The sequence below is a fragment of the Janthinobacterium sp. SUN100 genome (assembly GCF_030397705.1).
Lineage (GTDB): Bacteria > Pseudomonadota > Gammaproteobacteria > Burkholderiales > Burkholderiaceae_D > Janthinobacterium > Janthinobacterium kumbetense.
In genome coordinates, this window is record NZ_JAPUBU010000007.1 from 182875 (window position 1) to 203679 (window position 20805).

At 62.9% G+C, this 20805-nt stretch carries 23 protein-coding genes; 16 read left to right on the plus strand and 7 right to left on the minus strand.

All coding sequences use genetic code 11. From position 1 onward, the window contains the following. Window positions 1-37: 37 nt before the first annotated feature. From O0881_RS27705 to O0881_RS27725, 5 genes are all read left to right on the plus strand, one after another. Window positions 38-910 (plus strand): flagellin, encoded by an 873-nt coding sequence (locus tag O0881_RS27705; RefSeq protein ID WP_289905383.1) that lies wholly within the window; start codon window positions 38-40, stop codon window positions 908-910. Between the two features lies 1 nt (window position 911). After that, the gene (locus O0881_RS27710) at window positions 912-1058 is read left to right on the plus strand and encodes a hypothetical protein (RefSeq protein ID WP_289913881.1); all 147 of its coding nucleotides are present in this window, start codon (window positions 912-914) and stop codon (window positions 1056-1058) included. Between the two features lie 95 nt (window positions 1059-1153). After that, the gene (locus O0881_RS27715) at window positions 1154-2029 is read left to right on the plus strand and encodes a flagellin (RefSeq protein ID WP_289905384.1); all 876 of its coding nucleotides are present in this window, start codon (window positions 1154-1156) and stop codon (window positions 2027-2029) included. 181 nt (window positions 2030-2210) lie between these two features. After that, window positions 2211-3086: a flagellin gene (locus O0881_RS27720; RefSeq protein WP_289913883.1), complete on the plus strand. Its 876-nt coding sequence runs from the start codon at window positions 2211-2213 to the stop codon at window positions 3084-3086. Window positions 3087-3143: 57 nt separating this feature from the next. Next, window positions 3144-4244, plus strand: coding sequence for a hypothetical protein (locus O0881_RS27725; RefSeq protein ID WP_289913887.1), 1101 nt, complete (start codon window positions 3144-3146; stop codon window positions 4242-4244). 68 nt (window positions 4245-4312) lie between these two features. Here O0881_RS27725 and O0881_RS27730 read toward each other — a convergent pair whose 3' ends face one another. The 7 genes from O0881_RS27730 to O0881_RS27760 all read right to left on the minus strand — a co-directional run bounded on the left by O0881_RS27730 (window position 4313) and on the right by O0881_RS27760 (window position 10741). Further along, window positions 4313-6400, minus strand: coding sequence for a flagellar biosynthesis protein FlhA (locus O0881_RS27730; RefSeq protein ID WP_289913888.1), 2088 nt, complete (start codon window positions 6398-6400; stop codon window positions 4313-4315). Further along, window positions 6397-7536, minus strand: coding sequence for a flagellar type III secretion system protein FlhB (locus O0881_RS27735; RefSeq protein WP_077403194.1), 1140 nt, complete (start codon window positions 7534-7536; stop codon window positions 6397-6399). Before O0881_RS27735 ends, O0881_RS27730 begins: the two co-directional genes overlap by 4 nt. 137 nt (window positions 7537-7673) lie before the next feature. Next, window positions 7674-8471, minus strand: coding sequence for a flagellar biosynthetic protein FliR (locus O0881_RS27740; RefSeq protein ID WP_077403190.1), 798 nt, complete (start codon window positions 8469-8471; stop codon window positions 7674-7676). An 11-nt stretch (window positions 8472-8482) separates the two neighbouring features. Then, on the minus strand, window positions 8483-8755 hold the full coding sequence (locus O0881_RS27745) for a flagellar biosynthetic protein FliQ (RefSeq protein WP_034757874.1): 273 nt from the start codon (window positions 8753-8755) through the stop codon (window positions 8483-8485). A 3-nt stretch (window positions 8756-8758) separates the two neighbouring features. Then, on the minus strand, window positions 8759-9529 hold the full coding sequence (gene fliP / locus O0881_RS27750) for a flagellar type III secretion system pore protein FliP (protein WP_251349167.1): 771 nt from the start codon (window positions 9527-9529) through the stop codon (window positions 8759-8761). Continuing rightward, window positions 9526-9891, minus strand: a complete 366-nt coding sequence (locus tag O0881_RS27755; protein ID WP_077403184.1) for a FliM/FliN family flagellar motor switch protein — start codon at window positions 9889-9891, stop codon at window positions 9526-9528. The genes fliP and O0881_RS27755 overlap by 4 nt, the downstream gene beginning before the upstream one ends. 1 nt (window position 9892) lies before the next feature. Beyond that, window positions 9893-10741: a FliM/FliN family flagellar motor switch protein gene (locus O0881_RS27760; protein WP_354670231.1), complete on the minus strand. Its 849-nt coding sequence runs from the start codon at window positions 10739-10741 to the stop codon at window positions 9893-9895. A gap of 581 nt (window positions 10742-11322) precedes the next feature. On the opposite strand from O0881_RS27760, the gene O0881_RS27765 reads away from it, so the two are divergent. The 11 genes from O0881_RS27765 (at window position 11323) to O0881_RS27815 (ending at window position 20776) form a co-directional block, all read left to right on the plus strand. Further along, window positions 11323-11661, plus strand: a complete 339-nt coding sequence (locus O0881_RS27765) for a flagellar hook-basal body complex protein FliE (RefSeq protein WP_096235044.1) — start codon at window positions 11323-11325, stop codon at window positions 11659-11661. A gap of 60 nt (window positions 11662-11721) precedes the next feature. Next, window positions 11722-13452, plus strand: a complete 1731-nt coding sequence (fliF, locus tag O0881_RS27770) for a flagellar basal-body MS-ring/collar protein FliF (protein ID WP_289913893.1) — start codon at window positions 11722-11724, stop codon at window positions 13450-13452. Further along, entirely contained in the window at window positions 13430-14470 is a 1041-nt protein-coding gene (locus O0881_RS27775; RefSeq protein ID WP_077403172.1) for a flagellar motor switch protein FliG, read from the plus strand. The genes fliF and O0881_RS27775 overlap by 23 nt, the downstream gene beginning before the upstream one ends. Continuing rightward, window positions 14467-15156, plus strand: coding sequence for a flagellar assembly protein FliH (fliH, locus tag O0881_RS27780; RefSeq protein ID WP_034787861.1), 690 nt, complete (start codon window positions 14467-14469; stop codon window positions 15154-15156). Before O0881_RS27775 ends, fliH begins: the two co-directional genes overlap by 4 nt. Further along, complete coding sequence (gene fliI, locus O0881_RS27785; RefSeq protein WP_289898369.1) at window positions 15153-16463, plus strand: flagellar protein export ATPase FliI; 1311 nt, start codon at window positions 15153-15155, stop codon at window positions 16461-16463. Before fliH ends, fliI begins: the two co-directional genes overlap by 4 nt. An 8-nt stretch (window positions 16464-16471) precedes the next feature. Continuing rightward, window positions 16472-16909, plus strand: a complete 438-nt coding sequence (locus tag O0881_RS27790) for a flagellar export protein FliJ (RefSeq protein WP_046684908.1) — start codon at window positions 16472-16474, stop codon at window positions 16907-16909. An 89-nt stretch (window positions 16910-16998) separates the two neighbouring features. Further along, entirely contained in the window at window positions 16999-18411 is a 1413-nt protein-coding gene (gene fliD, locus O0881_RS27795) for a flagellar filament capping protein FliD (RefSeq protein WP_289913896.1), read from the plus strand. A 50-nt stretch (window positions 18412-18461) separates the two neighbouring features. After that, window positions 18462-18851, plus strand: a complete 390-nt coding sequence (gene fliS, locus O0881_RS27800; RefSeq protein ID WP_034757830.1) for a flagellar export chaperone FliS — start codon at window positions 18462-18464, stop codon at window positions 18849-18851. Window positions 18852-18918: 67 nt separating this feature from the next. Further along, window positions 18919-19161, plus strand: coding sequence for a hypothetical protein (locus O0881_RS27805; protein ID WP_289913900.1), 243 nt, complete (start codon window positions 18919-18921; stop codon window positions 19159-19161). Further along, a complete protein-coding gene (locus O0881_RS27810) occupies window positions 19158-20303 on the plus strand; it encodes a flagellar hook-length control protein FliK (protein WP_289913902.1) in 1146 nt (381 codons plus the stop codon). The genes O0881_RS27805 and O0881_RS27810 overlap by 4 nt, the downstream gene beginning before the upstream one ends. 11 nt (window positions 20304-20314) lie before the next feature. Beyond that, a complete protein-coding gene (locus tag O0881_RS27815) occupies window positions 20315-20776 on the plus strand; it encodes a flagellar basal body-associated FliL family protein (RefSeq protein WP_306558280.1) in 462 nt (153 codons plus the stop codon). The last annotated feature ends 29 nt before the right edge of the window (window positions 20777-20805 follow it).

The window sequence follows — 20805 nt, forward strand, 5'->3', positions numbered from 1 at the left end:
CGCTCCTCACCGCAACCACCCAATTAGGAATGACACCATGCTGAGCCTTCACACCAACGCTGCCTCCCTGTCGGCACAAAATTCGATCACCAACACCCAGTCCAAACTGTCGACTTCGATGACGCGCCTGTCCACCGGCTTCCGCATCAACTCGGCCATGGACGACGCTGCCGGCCTGCAAATCGCCACCCGCCTGAAAGCGCAAACCAGCGGCATGACCGTTGCGATGAACAACACGCAAAACAGCACCTCGTTGCTGCAAACGGCTGAAGGTGCATTCGCCGAAGTGACCAACATGCTGGTGCGCATGAAAGACTTGGCCACCCAGGCAGCCGATGCCTCGTCGACCGCCAACGACAAGACCGCCATGCAAGCTGAATACAATGCACTGGGCCAGGAACTGTACAACGTCATGACCAACACCACGTTCGGCGGCACCAAGCTGCTGGGCAACGGTGCAGCCGGCAATGGCACGCTGTCGGGTTCGATGACGTTCCAGATCGGCGCCAGCTCGACGGAAAAAATGAGCTTTGACGTCTCCGCCAATCTGAGCACGCTGAATACGGCACTGGTCGGCTTGAGCACGAACTTCTCGTCGGCAGGAACGACGACTTCCTCGGAACTGACGACTTCCGCCAACACCACCATCGGCCTGCTGGCTGATGCCATCGACAGCGTCAGCACCGTGCGTTCGGCACTGGGCGCGACGGCTAACCGCCTGGACCACGTCAACACCAACTTGTCGAACATCGCCACCAACACCAAAGCCGCTACCGGCCGCATCATGGACACCGACTTCGCCACCGAAAGCTCGAACATGACGTCGTCGCAAATGCTGCTGCAAGCTGGCACCGCGATGCTGAAACAAAGCAACAGCATGTCCTCGATGGTCATGTCCCTGCTGCAATAATATGGACCTGGCCGCCTGCGGCCATTCCATCGAAGCCAGACTCCGGTCTGGCTTTTTTTTCGTGCGCACCTGGCGCAAGCATACCGCGGCACGTGCCGAGCAGGCGGGCGAAGCAACAAATACGATTTATTTTAAGAAATTTCCTTAAAGCATTTAATTAAGGTGGCGGCACGGTCGTCTTGTACTGATAGGAGCAGATAAATCGTCGCTCCTCACCGCAACCACCCAATTAGGAATGACACCATGCTGAGCCTTCACACCAACGCTGCCTCCCTGTCGGCACAAAATTCGATCACGAATACCCAGTCCAAACTGTCGACTTCGATGACGCGCCTGTCCACCGGCTTCCGCATCAACTCGGCCATGGACGACGCTGCCGGCCTGCAAATCGCCACCCGCCTGAAAGCGCAAACCAGCGGCATGACCGTTGCGATGAACAACACGCAAAACAGCACCTCGCTGCTGCAAACGGCTGAAGGCGCATTCGCCGAAGTGACCAACATGCTGGTGCGCATGAAAGACCTGGCCACCCAGGCAGCCGATGCCTCGTCGACCGCCAACGACAAGACCGCCATGCAAGCTGAATACAATGCACTGGGCCAGGAACTGTACAACGTCATGACCAACACCACGTTCGGCGGCACCAAGCTGCTGGGCGATGGCACCGCCGGCTCGGGCGCCACCCTGTCGGCGTCGATGACGTTCCAGATCGGCGCCAGCTCGACAGAGAAAATGAGTTTCGACGTTTCCAGCAACCTGACCTCGCTGAACGCAGCCTTGACCGGCCTGAGCACAAACTTCGCCGCAGCCGCATCGACCGGCGCTAGCGAACTGACCAGCACCGCCAACGCCACCATCGGCAAGCTTGCCGCCGCCATCGACAGCGTCAGCACCGTGCGTTCGGCACTGGGCGCGACGGCTAACCGTCTGGACCACGTCAACACCAACTTGTCGAACATCGCCACCAACACCAAAGCCGCTACCGGCCGCATCATGGACACCGACTTCGCTACCGAAAGCTCGAACATGACGTCGTCGCAAATGCTGCTGCAAGCTGGCACCGCGATGCTGAAACAAAGCAACAGCATGTCCTCGATGGTCATGTCCCTGCTGCAATAATATGGACCTGGCCGCCCGCGGCCACTCCATCGAAGCCAGACTCCGGTCTGGCTTTTTTTTCGCCTGCCATACCCTGCGTTTCCAGCATGTTGAACTAAATTGCCATCGCGTTTAACGATGTTGCCGGCATAGTCGCCTATACAAGGTAGAACACCGAACAATCGTCCACTGGAGCCGCCGCGTGCTGAGCATTCATACCAATACTGCCGCACTGTCAGCCCAGCGGGCCATGGGCTGGGCACAGCAAATGCTGTCGACGTCGATGACGCGCCTCTCCACCGGCTTTCGCATCAATTCGGCCATGGATGACGCAGCCGGCTTGCAGATCGCCACCAGGCTGAGCGCCCAGACCAGCGGCATGGCAGTGGCCATGCGCAATACGCAAAACAGTACTTCCCTGCTGCAAACGGCCGAAGGCGCATTTGGCGAAGTCACCGCCATGCTGGTGCGCATGAAGGACCTGGCCACCCAGGCAGCGGACGCCTCGTCCAACCAGAAGGACCGCGACGCCATGCAGGGCGAATACGATGCGCTGGGCGCCGAGCTGTACAACGTGATGACGAACACCCGCTATGGCGGCACTTTATTGCTGGGCAACGGCAGCGCCGGCCAAGGCACCTTGTCGCAAGCGATGACGTTCCAGATCGGCGCCACCGGCAGCGAGACCATGCAATTCAACGTGGCGGGCGACATGGGCGCGCTCAATACGGCGCTGCAGACGATCTCGGCCAATTTCGCGCCAGGTGCCACGGCCGGCAGCGAATTTGCCAGCAACGGCAGCGCCAACGGCATGATCGACCTGCTGGCGGCGGCCGTCGACAAGGTCGGCAGCCTTCGCTCGGCGCTGGGCGCCACGGCGAACCGGCTCGGGCACATCTACAATAACCTGTCCAACATGGTCACCAATACCAAGGCGGCCATCGGCCGCATCATGGATGTCGACTATGCGGCGGAAAGCGCCAACATGACGTCGGCGCAAATGCTGCTGCAGGCCAGCACGGCCATGCTCAAGCAAAGCCAGAGCATGAGCAAGCTGATTCTTTCTTTACTACAATAGTTACCGGCAGGGCGCGATGGCGGATCTGATTAATATGGACCAGCAGGAAGCAGTGGCATGGCGATAGACCGCATTTCATCGGGCAACCCGGTTCCCCTGATTACCCAGCGTTTCGACGTCAGCCCCGCCACGCCGATGGTGCCGGGCGTGGTTCAGCCGCTGGTGCCCATCGGCCCCTACATGGCGCCCGCGCCCGACGCCGGCACCCTGCCCGCCCAGCTGCAACAGCAGGGACAGGACAGCGTGGCGTCCCTCATCAAGCCGAATGCCGATGGGACGGGCGGCGCCCTACCGCGCGACAGCAGCGCCATGCAAGTCAATCAACTGTTCTTCACGCGCCAGCTGGTCTGGCAGCCGCCCGACGCCGCGCAGCTGGCCGCCTCGTGGCGCGTGATGGTCAAGACGTATGGCGAGCAATATGCTGCCTTGCAGGAACAGGCGCGCGGCCAGCACGTGCCGGGCAACCTGTTCATGGCCGAGCAGCAACCAGCCCTGCTGCGCGAAGGCGCCCGCCCCCCACTGACGGTCGATAGCGAAGCGTGGCGCTTCGCCGTGTATGGCTGGGGCGGCCAGCGCCTGCTGCTGCGCGTGCTGGCCAGCGACGAGGAAGACGATGCAACGCCCAAGCGGCGCGGCAAGGTGGCGCTGCGCGTGGAACTGATCATCATCGGCATCGGCCGGGTGGTGATCCAGATGGAACCGTCCGGCGACGGCGTGCTGCTGGAGCTGGCCGCCGACGAGGAAGCCGCATTGCGCCATGTGCGCCTGGCCCTGCCCGAGATCGCCGATGCCGTGCGGCGCGCCGGCCTGCGCGTGGTGCGCTGCCGCCTGAACCGCCAGCTGCATGCGCAGCGCGTGCACGGCAATTACCCGATGCAGGCGGGCGCCGCCTCGCTGTCGCTGGCCCTGTTCCGCGCCATGGCCGAAGTGGCGCTGCTGCTGACGCAGCCGGAAGCGGAAGCGGCGGCCGATCCCGATGCGCCCGCAGCCCCCGCGGACGCGGCCGAAGAGGAAACCATCATCGTCTCGAAGGAAGTGGCGGCGCCGCTCGGTTACGACTATGGCGACGACGAAGAAACGGCGCAAGGCCGCACCGTGCTGCTGCTGGCCGACGGCCAGGAGCACGACCTGCTGCCGCCCATCGACGAGCAGGATTGACGCAACAGAATTGATACAGCATAAAAAAACGGCGCCCGCAGCGCCGTTTTTCTTTTCATGCCAGCGTTTTATCCCACCGTGCCGATGATGCTCACTTCGCGGTTTTCCGGGATTTCGTTGTACGACAGCACATGCAGGCCCGGCGCGAACAGGCGCGCATAGCGGGCCAGCAGCGGACGGATCTGCGGCAGCACCAGCAACAGCGGCGGCGTGGCCTGCTGCTTCATCTGCTCGCGCGCCACCGGCATGTTCACTTGCAGCTGCGACAGCAGGTGCGGATCGATCGGATAGTTATCCAAAGTCACCTTGCCCGCCTGGCGCGCCTGGTTCAGCGAACCGAGCAACATGTTTTCCAGTTCGCCGCCCAGGTTAAACGCCTGCATTTCCATCTTCTGGCCGAACAGGCCGCTGACGATCTGGCGCCGCAGCGCGCAGCGCACCTCGGCCGCCAGCAGGATCGGGTCCTTGGTCGTTTCCGAACTGTCGAGCAAGGTGGTAGCGATGGGCACGATATCCTTCAGTGACACATTTTCCGCCAGCAAGACGCGGAACACGCGCAGCAGCTGCGTGTGCGTGAGCGCCTTGTCCAGCGCGCCGGCGAGCTTGGGCGACAGGGCCGTCAGGCGTTCCATCATGTTCGAGACGTCTTCGTGGCGGAACAGTTCCGGCAAGTATTCGCGCACCATTTTCGACAAGTGCGTGGCGATCACGCTGGGCGCCTCGATGACCTGGTAGCCGAGACCCAGCGCATGCGCCTTCTCGCCCGGCTCGATCCACGTGACGGGCATGCCGTAGGCCGGCTCGATGCCGGGGATGCCGTCGAGCTGGCCATACACGTTCGGCGACGGGATCGCCATCAGGCGGTCGGCCTGCACTTCCGCCTGCGCCACCACGGTGCCCGACAGCACGATCGCGTATTGCGACGGCTTCAGGGCCAGGTCGTCGCGCACGCCGATATTCGGCAACAGCAAGCCCATCGCTTCGGACAGGCTCTGGCGCACGCCCTTGACGCGCTTGTTCAACGGTTCGCCTTGCGTTTTATCAACCATGCCGACCAGTTTATAGCCTAGCATCACCATCATCGGCTGCACGGCAGGCAGTTGCTGCCACTCCAGCTCGGCCGGGCGCTCCTCGCGCAAGGCTGCCTCGATGGCCGCCATGCCGGCCGCGTCGGGCCCCTTCACGCGCTTCGTCAAACGCCAGGCCACGAAGGCCAGCACGGCCGCAAACGTCATGAACATGAACCATGGCATGCCTGGAATCAGGGCCAGCGCCACCATCATGCCGGCCGCGCTGTAAATCACCGTCGGCGACGTCAGCACCTGGCCTGCCACCTGCTGTTCGAAGTCGCCCGAATCGCTGATGCGGGTGACCAGGATGGCGGCCGCGGCCGACAGCAGCAGCGCCGGAATCTGCGCCACCAGGCCATCGCCGATGGTCAGCAGTGCGTACTGGCGGAAAGCGTCGCCGAACGACAGGTCGTGCATCAGCGAGCCGATGGCCACGCCGCCCACCATGTTGATGATCAAAATCAGGATACTGGCAACGGCGTCGCCGCGCACGAACTTCGACGCGCCGTCCATGGCGCCGTAAAAATCCGCTTCGGCGGCCACGTCCTTGCGGCGGATCTGGGCTTTTTCTTGGTTGATCAGGCCGGCGTTCAGGTCGGCATCGATGGCCATCTGCTTGCCCGGCAAGGCATCGAGGGTAAAGCGCGCGGACACTTCGGAAATACGCTCGGCGCCCTTGGTGACGACGGCGAAGTTGATAATCATCAAGATCACGAAGACCACGATACCGACGACGAAGTTGCCGCCGATCACGACGTTACCAAACGCCTCGATCACCTTACCGGCCGCATCCGCGCCCGTGTGGCCGTGCAGCAGCACCACGCGCGTCGATGCCACGTTCAGTGTCAGCCTGAGCATGGTGGTGGCCAGGATCACCGTCGGGAAGACGGAGAAATCGAGCGGCCGCTTGGCCGACACGCTGACGAGGATGACGATCAGTGCCAGCACGATATTGAAAGTGAACAAGATATCGAGCAGCACCGGCGGCAGCGGCAGGATGATCATTGCCAGGATCACCAGCAGGAACAGCGGCGTGGCGAACTTGTGGCGGCGCATTTCGGCAACCAACCGGTTCAGGAAATTCATGAAGGTACTACCTCGCTCAAATGAGATGGCACGACCACCTCGGTGGGAAATGGGGGCTGGGCAGCGCGCTGCCCAGAACGGAATGCTTTCAGCTGCAGGATGTAGTTGAGCACCTGCGACACGGCCTGGTACAGCTGTACGGGAATCTGCTGCTGCACCTGGCTGGTGTTGTAGATGGCGCGCGCCAGCGGCGGCAACTCCAGCGTTTCAATATCGTGTTCCTTCGCCACTTGCCGGATATACAGCGCCATCTCGTCGACGCCCTTGGCAACGACAAACGGCGCCTCGGCGCGGTCCTGGTCATACTTCAATGCAACGGCGTAATGCTCGGGATTGACGATCACCACGTCGGCGTCGGGCACGGTCTTGCGCACGCTGCGCCGGCCGATCTGCTGCTGCAGCTGGCGGATGCGCTGGCGCACTTCAGGACGCCCTTCGCTGCTTTTATGTTCTTCCTTGACATCCTGCTTGCTCATGCGCTGGTTGCGGGCAAAGAAGAACGCCTGCGCCGGCACGTCGATGATGGCAAACAGGACAAAGACGGAAATGAGCGCCATCAAGCCGTCGAGCATCAGCGCCGAGCCGTCGAGCATGGCCTGCTGCAGGGGCCGGTGTTGCAAATCCACATATTGCGTCAGGCTGGAGCGGCTCACATGCACGAGCACCATGCCCAGCACGGCGGCCTTGGCGATGGACAGGCCGAATTCAAAAGCATGCTTGGGCGCAAACAGACGGCCCAGGTTCTTGGCCGGGCTCAGGCGCTCCATCTTCGGCATCCAGTTCTTCGTGCTGATGACCCAGCCGCCAGGGATCAAGGAGCCGAGCACAACGAACAGGGGCACGCAAAACAGCGGCACGATCATCTTGATCAGCAAGCCCACCGACGTCGTAAACGCCATCGACATGGCATTTTCCAGCGCGCCCTTGCTGTCGAGCGGCATGAAAGCCATGGCGAACAGCTCGCGAAAGCTCAGCAGATAGCTTGGCAGCAGGTAAATGAAGACCTTCATGCTGATCAGGATGCCCAGCGCCGTCGACAGGTCGCGCGAACGCACCACCTGCCCTTCCTGGCGCGATTTCTTCAGCTTTTGCTGTGACGCCTTTTCTGTCTTGTCGCCCGTGCTGCTATCCGCCATGGACCACACCTTTCCGCACGAGCCCTGCAAGCGTAGCGAGCAAGTTCAATGCCGGGTTGAGTAGCGCAGCTGTACGGAGGTACAGCGAGCAACAGATGCCCGGAAGTGAACTGCGCAGTAGCTTGTTGGCACGTGCGCTATCCATGGGCCACCCGCATCTGTTCGGCGATCATTTCCAGCACGCGATTCGTCATGGCGATGTAGTGCTCGGGGATAAAGCGCACGATCTGCCCCAGCATCAGCAGGCCGAACACGGTGATCATGGAAAAACCCAGCGAAAACAGGTTCAGCGACGGCGCCACCCGGTTCAGGAAGCCAAAGCCCAGCTGCACCACCATGGTGGAAAAGACGATGGGCAAGGCCAGCAGCATGGCGGCGGCGAAAATCCACGCCACGTTATACGCCACCGTCTGCAGCAGCAGCGGCCCGTAGCCCTGCCCCACGGGCCAGGCCGTGAAACTGGCGCCGATCACGCCCGTCAGCACGAGGTGGCCGTCGATGGCGAAAAACACGATCATGCACATGATGGTGAGCATCCCCGTGATCACGTCCGACGAGGTGCCATTGAGCGGGTCGTTCATGACGGCCATGGAAAAGCCCACCTGGCTCGACACCAGGTAACCGAGCACCGACATGACGGACATGGCGAAGTGGAAGGCCAGGCCGAGGACGAAGCCGATGATGGCCTGCTCCAGGGTGGCGACGGCGGCGTGCAGGGAAAACGGATCGATCTTCAGCAAGTCCTGCGAGATGCCCGACGCCTGCATCACGGGCAGCATCAGGATCGCCAGCACCAGCGACAGCAGCACCCGCACGGGGACGGGCACCATGGCGTCGCCGATCACGGGCGAGGCGCTGAGCATGGCCAGGATGCGGCAGAACGGCCACCACACGGCCAGCAGAAACGGCAGCACCTGATTGAAAATCTGATCCATGGCGCGCGGCGCTATCCGACCAGGGTGGCGGCGCGCTGAAAAATGGACACGCAATAATCCATCAGGTAACCGGCCATCCAGCGGCCGGCCAGGATCAGGGCCAGCAGGGTGACCAGCAGGCGCGGCAGGAAACTCATGGTCTGTTCATTGATCGAGGTGGCCGCCTGCACCAGCGCGACCAGCAAGCCCATGAGCAAACCGGGCACGACCAGGATCACCACCAGCAGCATCACAACGTGCAGCGCTTCGATGATCAGGTCGACGGCGACTTCAGGGGTAAACATGGATCAATAGCCCTGTATGCTGGTAACAAGCGTGTTGACGGTCAGGGTCCAGCCGTCGACGAGCACGAACAGCAGCAGCTTGAACGGCAGCGAAATCACCAGCGGCGAGAGCATCATCATGCCCATGGCCATCAGCACGGACGCCACCACCAGATCGATGATGAGGAACGGTATGAACAGCATGCACCCGATCTGGAACGCCGTCTTGAGTTCGGACAACACAAACGCGGCCAGCTTGACCGTGAAACTGTGGTCTTGCGGGCGCATGGTCGACGGTTCGCCGGCCAGGTGCGCGATCTGCGCCAGCGCGGCCTTGCTCGTCTGCGCCAGCATGAAGCGCGAAATCGGCACTTCGGCGATCTTCAGCGCTTCCTGCATGCCGATCTGGTCGCGGTCGTACGGCACGAACGCTTCCTTCCACACCTGGTCGCCGATGGGGCGCATGACCAGCAGGGTGAGGATCAGCGCGATGCCCGTGACGATGCGGTTGGGCAAGCCCTGCTGCAGGCCCAGGGCCTGGCGCAGCAGGGACAGCACGATGACGAAGCGGGTAAAGCTGGTCATCATCATGACCATCACGGGCAGCAGCCCGAGCAGGGTCATGACGACGAGGATCTGCATCTTCACCGACAGGTCGGTCTTCGCGCCCGGCACCACGCCGGACAGCAGGTCCTGCGCGCCAGCGGCGTTGCAGCACAGCATCAGAACGGGAACAGCCAGCGCGGCAGCCAGCGCGCCGCGGCGCCGGCTCAAGCCAGGTACCGCCAGCTTCATGCTGTCATCAGGTCGAGATTGAGGCCGTCGAGGTCGATGACTTTCAGGCCATAGTTCTCGCCGGCCACCACCACTTCGGCACGGCCGATCGGCGTGCCGTTGACCTTGATCACCAGCGGTTCGCCGGCCAGCATGTCGAGTTCGATCACGCTTTCCGGGCCGATGGCCATCAATTCTTCCAGCGAAATGCGGGCCGAACCCACTTCCAGGGTCAGGGTGACGGGAATCTTGCGCATCATCTGCGGAATGTCGCGCCGCGCGCGGCCGCTGGCCACGTCGGACACGTCGCCCTGGTCGATGATCATGTCATCGCCCAGGTCTTCCAGCAGGGTTTCGCTCTGGTTGGTATCGGTCATATTCATATTATTCGACATCTTCAAAGGAGGTTAAACAGAGCTTGCCCTTGTGTTCGGAAACAGCAGCTGTAAAGAGACGGGAGTCGTCGAGCATGACGTCGGTGCGGCTGAGGCTAACGGGAATCACGTCGCCCACGCGCAAGTCGAACAAGGCGCCCAGCTGCACCTGTTTGCTGACGAGCCGGCCTTCCAGGGTCACTTGCAGGCGCGACGCGAGCGGACGCACGCTGCCGCGCAAGGCTTTCTTCGCCTGCGCGCGCTCGGGCAGCAAGCCGCGCAGCACGTCGGCCATCAGGCGCTTGTCCAGCGAGAACCAGAACTGGCCGCTCTGCCCCGCCTCGACGTCGCTGAGCGCCACCGTGACGATCCAGCTGCCACGTGCCGGATGCACGCCCGACTGTGCGGCGACCTCGGCACTGGTGTCGATGTCGCTGCTTTTGCCCAGGGTTTGCAGGTTCTTGTGGACGCGGGAGAACAAACTGTTCACCAACTGTTGTCCAAGCACCACAGCGAGGCGCTCTTCCGTAGCCGTCACGCGCACCTGCGCCGGATCGGGCAGCGCGCCCTTGGCGCCGGCACTACCATAGCGATAGTTCAGCACGCTCAAGAGTATCTGCCGTTCGAGGGCAAAGCCCGTCTGGCTGGCCGGCGTGGAGAAACTCAGCCAGCGGTTCACGCTGTCCTCGTTTTCCACGCGCGACAAGGTCACGGCATCGATCTGGAAATTCCCCCAGTAGCGGCGACTCATCGGCTGGCGCAGGGCCACGGCCAGGTCGTCGCGCAGCTGGGCGCCGAATACATGCAGCAAATGGACAGGACGTCCAAGCAGACAGGAATCGAGGACTTGATGGCGCACAGTTTGATCTGTCTTGGTAAGGATTGTCATGTAGTGGTCATGTCGGTATTGCGGTGGCAGAACAAATTATACGGATCGCCCGAAATTAAATACAGCATCATCTTGACCTGGCGTACCGGTCTGCAAGCAAACGATTGCGCATCGTATCGCATGCAGGATGACTACGGTGCTGAACAATACATGAAAAAGCTAAATATTGCCATGTATCAATATTCCTTGAGGCAATCCTCTCTTTACTTTATAGTTGCCGCGAGGTAAGCTTATAGCGACAAAATATAGATTTGCAGTGCGCCATTCCGCTTACCTGATTCCGGTTTTCATGGCAGTTTCCAGTTCCGCTTATTGCCACCAGAAGAAACTTTTATCAGATAATTATTAGTTGTCATGGCCATGTGAATCACGTCGGCGCAGGTCTGCCGGGTTTGTTTGAATCTGCTTGAGCGGATGGTGTGGCAACTGATAAAACTGATGGGCCCTGTAAGCGGGCCGGGCAAGATGGCGCGGGATGTCATGCCTGCCGGAATGGCAACACCAGTAATTTCTGATTGATACGTCACCGCATATTGAAAGTAGAGGGCACGATGAGCAACGAACTCGCAGGTCTGATCAAGGCCGATCTGGCAGCACTGAGCAATGACGCGCACGCCCTGGGCGCCAGCATCGCGCCCGCCGCCCAGTTCGGCGCGCCGGAACAATCCGGCTTCTCCTTTGCGCAAAGCATGAAAGACGCCATCGGCAAGGTCAACGGCGATGACCGCATGGCGGCGCAGAAAATGAGCGACGTCGACAGCGGCAAGAGCGACGACATGGTCGGCGCCATGCTGGCCAGCCAGGAAGCGAGCCTGTCCTTCTCCATGTTGATGCAAGTGCGCAACAAGGTCATGGGCGCCGTCGACGAACTCATCAAACTGCCTCTGTAATCTTCACGTCCTGATCCACGCCCAGCCTCCCAGCGAAAGTTACCCCAAGTGATTACCCCCATGAAGTCCGCATTTGCGCGCTGGCGCCTTGGTGCCCAGCCCGCCATCCCGCCCGCCCTGCTGAAAAACCTGGTTCCCATCGTCGTGCTGGCCATCGGCATCACCGCCATGGTGACCATGTATGCCTGGCGCGACCAGGCCAACTACAAGCCGGTGTTTGGCGCGCGCGAAAAAGTGGCCGTGACGGACATGATGGCCACGCTGGACGCCGAACACATCCCCTACCGCCTGCATCCGGACAGCGGCCAGGTGCTGGTGCCCGACGCCATGCTGGGCAAGGTGCGCATGCTGCTCGCCTCGAAAGGCGTGACGGCGCAGCTGCCGGCCGGCCTGGAGCTGATGGACAAGAATGACCCGCTGGGCGTATCGCAATTCGTGCAGGACGTGCGCTTCCGCCGCGGCCTGGAAGGCGAACTGGCGCAAAGCATCATGACGATGGACGCGATCGCTTCGGCGCGCGTCCATCTGTCGATTGCGAAATCGACATCGTTCGTCGCCAGCGACGGCGACAAATCGTCCGCCTCGATCGTCGTGGCGCTGAAACCGGGCCGCACCCTGGCGCCGGAACAGATCGCCGCCGTCATCAACATGGTGGCCGGCAGCGTCGCCAGCCTGGCGCCCACGCGCGTGAGCCTGGTCGACCAGGGCGGCAACCTGCTGTCCTCGCACGTCGACCTGACGGACGGCTTCGACGCCTCGGCCGCCGGCAATGAAGGCGCGAAACGTTTCCAGGATGAAATCCGCCGCAACGTCACGGGCTTGCTGGGCCCCGTCATCGGCGAAGACAACTTCAAGCTCAGCGTGACGGCCGCCGTGAACAACGACCGCGTGGACGAAACGCTGGAAAAATACGGCGAAGCCCCGAAAGTAACGAGCGAAGCGATGCGCGAAGAGCAGGAACGCAACCGCACCGTGGCCGGCATTCCCGGCAGTCTGTCAAACCGTCCGCCAGCGGCTGCCGTGCCGGCACCGGCCGACGCCGCCGGCGCCGCACCCGCCGACGGCGCGCCGAAGCCGTCCGACGACGGCACGGCCCGCAAGAACGCCACCACGCGCCAGTACGCCTACGACCGCAGCATCACGCAGATCAAGCGCAGCCGTGGCCGCCTGGAAAAACTCAGCGTCGCCGTGGTCCTCAACAGCGCCGCCGCACCGAACCCGAAAACGGGCTGGACTCCTGCCGAACTGGGCAATATTGAAAAAATGCTCAACAGCGGCCTGGGCATCAACGCCCAGCGCGGCGACAGCCTGAGCCTGACGGCGCTGGCCTTCCCCGCCAAGCCGCCCGTGGCGCAGTGGTGGGAAGAGCGCGATACCGTCGTCGATTTCAGCAGCTGGCTGCTGTACGCACTGGGCGCCATCCTCGGCTACTTCCTGATCCTGCGTCCGCTGCTGCGCCTGCTGACCACGCGCCTGGCGCCGCCAGCACTGAAACAGCTCGACCCTGCCCTGGCGCTGGGTGGCAGCGCCGCCGCCGGCGCCAACGGCGCGGCCGTTGCCGGCGCGCCAGCCCTGGGCGTGAATGGCACACCGCTGGCGCTCGAAGGCGAAGCCGCCGGCGGCAGCATGCCGGTCGTGCCGCTGCTGGAAAACTATGACTTGCCGCCACCTGGCTCGGCGGTCGACGTGATGGTCGACCACCTGAAAGTGCTGGCTGAAAAAGAACCCGAGCGTGTCGCCGAAGTCGTCAAACAATGGATGCAGAAAAATGGCCGAACTCAACAACAATAATCCCTCCGACGGCGCCGAATACGAAAGCGCCAGCCTGAACCCCGTGGAACAGGCTGCCATCGTGCTGCTGAGCATAGGCGAAGAACAGGCGGCCAACGTGCTGCGCTGCCTGTCGCGCGAAGAATTGCTGGAAGTCACGCAAGTGATGTCGCGCATGAGCGGCATCAAGGTCGAGTCCGTGAAAACGGCGATGCAGACCTTCTTCGACGACTACCGCCAGCAAAGCGGCGTGCACGGCGCCTCGCGCAGCTACCTGAAGCGTTCGCTGGACATGGCGCTGGGCAGCGATATCGCAAATAGCGTGCTGAACAACATTTACGGCGATGCGATCCGCCCCAAGATGGCGCGCCTGCAGTGGGCTTCGCCAAAATGGCTGGCCGAATACATCGTCAATGAACACGTGCAGATGCAAGCCGTGTTCCTGGCCTTCCTGCCGCCCGCGCTGGCCGGCCAGATCCTCGACGCCCTGCCCGTCGAAGGCCGCGACCTGGTCTTGCTGAACCTGGCGCGCCTGGACGAGATCGACCGCGACCTGCTGGTCGAGCTCGACGAACTGGTGGGCCGCTGCCTGGGCACGCTCGACACGCAAAGCACCAGCGTGGAAGGCATCCGCCAGGCGGCCGAGATTCTCAACCGCATGCCCGGCAACCGCGCCGCGCTGGTCGAACTGCTGCGCGCGCACGACCCGGAAGTGGTGTCGGAAATCGAACTGAGCATGTACGACTTCCTGATCCTGGCCACGCAGAGCGATGTCACGCTCACGCGCATCCTGGAAGACGTGCCGATGGAACAGTGGGCCATCGCCCTCAAGGGCGCGGAACCGTCGATCCGCGACGCCGTGCTGAAAACCATGCCGCGCCGCCAGGCACAGAGCTTCGAAGACATGATGCGCCGTTCCGGCCCCGTGCCTTTGAGCCGTATCGAACAAACGCGCCAGGAAATCATGGCCACCGTCAAGGGCCTCGCCGATGCGGGCGAGATCGAAGTGCAACTGTTTGCTGAAGCGGTGATCGAATGAAACACTTCCGCTCGTATCGTTTCCCGCCCCTGTCGCAATTCATCGCCGCCGGTCAGCGTGCCTCCAACGAGGACACGGACGGCCAGTGGCAGGCGTCCGTCTCGGAAGGCTTCGAGCAGGGCCAGCGCGACGGCTACGAAGTGGGCCTGGTGCAAGGCCAGCAGGACGGCTACGACACCGGACGCAACGACGGCATGGCGCAGGGCCGCGAAGAAGGCCGCAACGAAACCCTGGTGGCGCTGGACCGCCTGGCGCGCCCCGTCGACGCCATCCTGCGCGACCTGAAAAAAGTGCGCGCCGACTACCGCGAAGCGCAGCGCAAGGAAGTGGTCGACCTGGTGGCCAAGGTGGCGCGCCAGGTGATCCGCGCGGAACTGGCGCTGCAGCCGGTGCAATTGCTGGCCCTGGTCGACGAGACCCTGGCCTCGATGCCGCCCACGCGCGAAGAAATCGACGTCTTCCTCAATCCGGAAGAACTCAAACGCATCAGCGAACTCGATCCGAAGCGCGCCAAGCGCTGGAACCTGATCGCCGACGCGCGCCTGGACGCGGGCGAATGCCGCATCAAGGCGGGCGACAATGAAGTCGACGCGGGCTGCCATCAGCGCCTGTCGGCCTGCATGGAACAAGTCAGCAGCCACCTGGCGCTGGCCGCCGAACACGCAGACCAGGGCGCGCCTGCATGATCGCCGACACGCTGCGCAGTTTCGAGATCGGCGATATCCCGGTCGCGACACCCACCGGCCGCCTGGTCGGCGCGTCCGGCCTGCTGCTGGAAAGCGCCGGCTGCCGCCTGCACACGGGCCAGCGTTGTCAAATTGAAACTGTGAGCGGCGAGTGGCTCGATGCGCAAGTCGTCGGCTTTCGCGAAAAACTGTCCTACCTGATGCCGTTCAAGAAGGCGACAGGACTGACCACCGGCGCCAGGGTTCTGCCCTTGCCCGACAAGGCCAGCCTGCAGATCGGCCCGTCGTGGCTGGGCCGCATGGTCAATGGCCTGGGCGAGCCGATCGACGACCTGGGCCGCCTCGGTGGCGAACACATCCTGGAAGTCACGCCGCCAAAAATTAATCCCCTGAAGAAACAACCGGTGGTCGAACCGCTGGACGTGGGCGTGCGGGCCATCAACAGCATGCTAACCCTGGGCAAGGGCCAGCGCGTGGGCCTGATGGCCGGTTCCGGCGTCGGCAAGAGCGTGCTGCTGGGCCTGATCACGCGCCAGACGGTGGCCGATGTCGTCGTCGTCGGCCTGATCGGCGAACGGGGCCGCGAAGTGCGCGAATTCGTCGAAAAGTCGCTCGGCGCCGAAGGCTTGAAAAAAGCCGTGCTGGTGATCGCCCCGGCCGATGAATCGCCGTTGATGCGCATCATGGCCACCGAACTGTGCCATTCGATCGCCGCCCACTACCGCGACCAGGGCAAGCACGTGCTGCTGCTGGTCGACTCGCTGACGCGCTATGCGATGGCCTTGCGCGAAGTGGCGCTGGCCCTGGGCGAGCCGCCGGCCACGCGCGGCTATCCGCCGTCCGTGTTTTCGAACTTGCCGCAACTGGTGGAAAGCGCCGGCAATGGCGCCCACCCGGACGGCAGCATGAGCGCCATCTACACGGTGCTGGCCGAAGGCGACGACCAGCAGGACCCCGTGGTCGACACGGCGCGCGCGATTCTCGACGGCCACATCGTGCTCACGCGCGAACTGGCCGAGCGGGGCCACTACCCCGCCATCGACATCGCCGCCTCGATCAGCCGCTGCATGGCGCAGGTGATCACGCCCACCCACATGCAGGCGGCGCGCGCGCTGAAAGCGTCGATGGCGCGCCATGCGCGCGTGCGCGACCTGATCCCGCTGGGCGCCTACGTGCCCGGCGCGGACCCGATCACCGACCGCGCCGTCCAGCTGCACGCGCCCATCGAAGCCTTCCTGTGCCAGGGCACCAAGGAAGAGGCGCCGATGGGGCCGTGCATCGAACAACTTGAACAGATCATGGCCTAGGAGCATACGTGAGCGACGCGCATACCATCCGCAACCTGACCACTCTGGTCGGCCTGCGCAGCACCGAAGTGGAACGCCTGCAAGGCGAAATGGCGGCGCAGACGGCCGTGCGCGAGCGCTACCAAAAAAACCTGGAGCGCTTGACGGGCCTGTACACGGATAGCGGCCCCAGCGGCGCCCTACCCCTGGCCCTGTCCGTCAACTGCGGCAACTTCAAGCAAGCCGTCATGCAGATGGCCGACCAGCACCGTACCGACCTGCATTTGCACGAAGCCAACATGGCCGTTTCGCAACGCGCGCTCAATACGGCCTGGGCCAAGCGCGAAGTGCTGGACCAGGTGCTGACGCAAAAGCAAAAGCATGTTGCAAATGAGCAACACCGAGTTGATGCCAAGCGGCAAGACGAGCTGGCGACGCAATTCTGGTTCCGCGGGCAGGTAAAATGAGGTTAGTGTAAGTTTCTTTCAGGAAAACTTCACGAAACGGGAATGGGGGTCGCCTTGTACCGGTATATCCCTTTATTCAGGAGTCTGGCATGGCAAACGTAATTACCGCACCACGATACGATCCGATCGTCACGGCAGAACAATTGGCTACCAAATCGGTGGCGGCGCAAAAGGCAGCCCTGGCGAATCAGACCACGCTGGCCAACAACACCAGCAGCGCGCTGGGCAACCTGAAATCGGCCATCTCGGCATTCCAGCTGGCGATGACGAGCATGACGTCCAGCAAATCGGTGCTGAGCCAGTCCGCCACCTTCAGCAATACCGCGTATGGCACGGGCACGGCCGGCATCAAGGCGGCGCCTGGCAGCTACGCGTTCTTTGTCGAACAACTGGCCACGGCCAGCCAGACTTCGTACGGCGGCTTGAGCAGCACCACGCCCGCCAACGGCGGCAACATGACCATCCGCCTCGGCGATCCGCTGGCCGCCGTCACCGCCGACAACGCCTTCGACATCGACCTGGCCGCCGCCAACAAGGATGGCGACGGTGTTCTGACACCGCAGGAAATCGCCGCCGCCATCAATGGCAACAGCAAGAATAATGCGCGCGTCACCGCTTCCGTCATCAATATCGGCAACCAGGCGCAACTGGTGCTGACGTCGAATCTCACCGGCGTCGCCAATGCCGTCTCGATCGATACCAACAGCGTGACGGATGCGGGCCTGAAGTCAGCGCTGCAGAGCGACATAAAAGCCATCGCAGCACCCAAGGACGCCATCGTCTGGCTGGGCGCGCAGGGTTCCGGCACCAAGATCACCCAGGCATCGAATACCTTCACCAACGTGCCTGACGTGAAAATGACGTTCACCAAGGCCATGACGGCAGGCGAGAGCCCGGTGACCGTGACCGTCGGCACCGACAGCGCCGGCACCATTGCCAATGTGCAAGCCTTCGTCGATGCCTACAACAAGCTGAAAAGCGTAATGGATGGCCTGGCCAGCCCCGGCAATCCGGAAAAAAATATCGCTGCCGGCATCTTTGCCCACGACTCCGGCCTGAACGCCCTGCGCACCAGCATGGGCGATGCCTTGCGCCTGAACGTCGATGGCGTATCGCTGGTAGCGTATGGCATTACCGCCCAGCGCGACGGCACGATCAGCCTGAATACCGCCAAGCTGACGGCCAAGCTGGCGGACAATCCTGGCGGCCTGGACAAACTGTTCGGCAATAACAGCCTGTCGGCCCCAGCCGGCGTGCTCGGCGGCCTGGACAAGGTGCTGGGACAGTGGAGCAATATCACCAAAGGCCAGATCACCCAGCGCATGGCAGCGACGGACAAGTTGCAGAAAAGCCTGGCCAAGAGCGCCGAACGCCTGACCAACCAGTACAACACTGCTTACACCCGTTTCCTGGACCAATATTCGCGCCTGCAAGTATTGCAGGAGCAAATGACCCGGAATTCGGACATGTTCGATGCCATGTTTAGTAACGATAAATCCTAAGGCGGACGTGCCTGCCGCGCCGCCACAGTTAACATAGCGAGAAGAGAATAATGTTGAACAATGAAGCTTACGGCAGCTACCATGCCGTCAACCTGGATTCCCAGACCGCCCGCGCCACACCGGTCGAACTGGTACTGGTGCTGACGGACGGCCTGCTGGAAGAACTGGCGCGCGCGCGCGGGCACATCGTGGGCAAGCGCTACGAGCAAAAGGCCATCAGCCTGGATAAATGCACGCAGATCATCAACGGTCTGTCGAGCTCGCTCGATTTCGACAATGGCGGCGAAGTGGTGGTCAACCTGGCGCGCCTGTACGACTATTGCGTGGCGCGCCTGTACACGGCCGGCATCAAGCTCGACCCGACGCTGATCGACGAAGTGACGACCTTGATGACCACCATCAAGCGTGGCTGGGTGGGCGTCCAGGCCAATAATGCCTAGGCGCGCTGCGCTGCAGCAGCTGAGCCGGCATTTGAGCGCGGCTGTCGCCCAGGCGGACTGGGAGGCGATGGAAAAACTCTCGGCCAGCCTGGCGAAAAACATTCCGCTGCTGGCCGAACGTGGCGCATGGAATGCGCTGGAACAAACAGAATTGTTGCAATTGCGCAAAATTCACGCGCAAGCGGTTAAAATTTGCTCTGCGGAAAAAGAACGCCTGGGGTTACACCTGGGTGCATTACAGGCAAATAAGGAAGGTTGGGTCGCCTACGCCGCACTCGGCGAATACGACTTGGACGGGAATCAAGCATGATCATGAACTTCAACACGGCGCCGGCCGCTCCGGCACCGGCAGCCTCCGCTGCATCCGCACCGGCGCCAGCGCCGGCACAGGCCGCTGCCTTGCCCAGCACGCCAGGCTATGGCAGCAGCGGGACAGCGCCCTCCGCCCTGCCCCTGTTTGCGCAGGTGCTCGATGTGACCGCCGTGGAAACGGCCGACGCCGGCGCACCCGCGCCTGCTCCCGCCAAGGACAGCGACAGCGACAGTCAGGCCGACAGCAGCCTGCCGGCCATGGCCGCCCCCGTCATCGGCTTGCCGGTGACGATGCTGCCGCCAACGGACGCGGCCGCAGCCGAGGCGCGCGCCGCAGCCCAGGCACAAACACTGGTGCAGGCGAATGCGGCGCAAGCCAACCCGGCACTCAACATCAGCCTGCATCCCGCTGCCGTCACCCTCACCGCGTCCGCGCCGGCAATGGCGCCAGCGCCAGGGCGCGACACGCGCGAACCGCTGGCCGCCGCCAACCCGGCGACCGCCGCCAAGGGCAGCGCGCCGGCACAGCCGTTCGAAGCGCTGCTGCAACAGGGCGCTCCCGTGACGGCCGCCGCCGCACCTGCAGCGCGCGAAGGCGAACGCGGCGCCGCGACGCCGGCCCCGGCCACGCCCAACCTGGGCTTGACGGGCGCAGTCGGCAATACGGCCACGGCGGCCCCGTCCGGCGACACCATCAAGCTCAACGGCCCTGCCCAGCAATGGCAGGAACCGCTGCGCGAAGCGCTGGGCGAACGCCTGCAGACGCAGATCGGCCGCAACAGCGAACACGCGACGATACGCCTCGACCCGCCCATGCTGGGCCGCATTGAAATTTCCATCCGCCACACGGCTGGCGCGCTGCAAGTGAACGTCACGGCGTCGAACTCGGAAGTGTTGCGCCAGTTGCAAGGCATCGGCGAAAACATGCGCAGCGACCTGGCGCAGCGCCAGTACACCGAGGTGGCCGTGAATATCAGCGCCACCCCGCGCAGCCCCGCCGCCCAGGCGTTTGCCGAAGGCGATGCGCGCGGCCAGCGTCAACCGGGCCGCCAGAGCGACGACGCGGAACCGGGACGCGCCCTGTCCGACGGCAGCCCTGCCGGTACCACTTACGCCATGCATGAGCGAGAGACTGCCTGATGAATATGAAAATGAAACTGATAGGCGGCTTTGTCGCCGTGGCCGTGCTGGCCGCCGGCGCCGCTGGCGGCGCCATGTGGTACCTGGCCAAGCCGGTTGCCGGCCATGCCGAGGTGGCCGAAGCCAAGACCCCGCCGCCGGCCACAGGCAAGAAGGCGCGCAAGTTCCTCACGCTGGACAAGGTCATCGTGATGCTGCGCCGCGGTCCCGGCGAAGGCGAAACGCATTACCTGTCGGCCGACCTGGTGATCGCCACCACCGAGGAAAAGGAAAAGCTGACCAAGGACCACTTGCCGCTGATGCGTTCGATCGCCGTCAGCACCCTGTCAAGTTTCCCGATGGACAAGGCACAGACGATGACGGTGGAGCAATTTGCCGAACAGATCAACAAGGCCTTCAATGTCAGCTATGAACGCGAACAGATGGAAAAACCGTTCACCGAAGTCATGGTCGGCAAGCTGATCATTGAATAAGCCAACACGCCAGCCGACCTAGTGGGAGA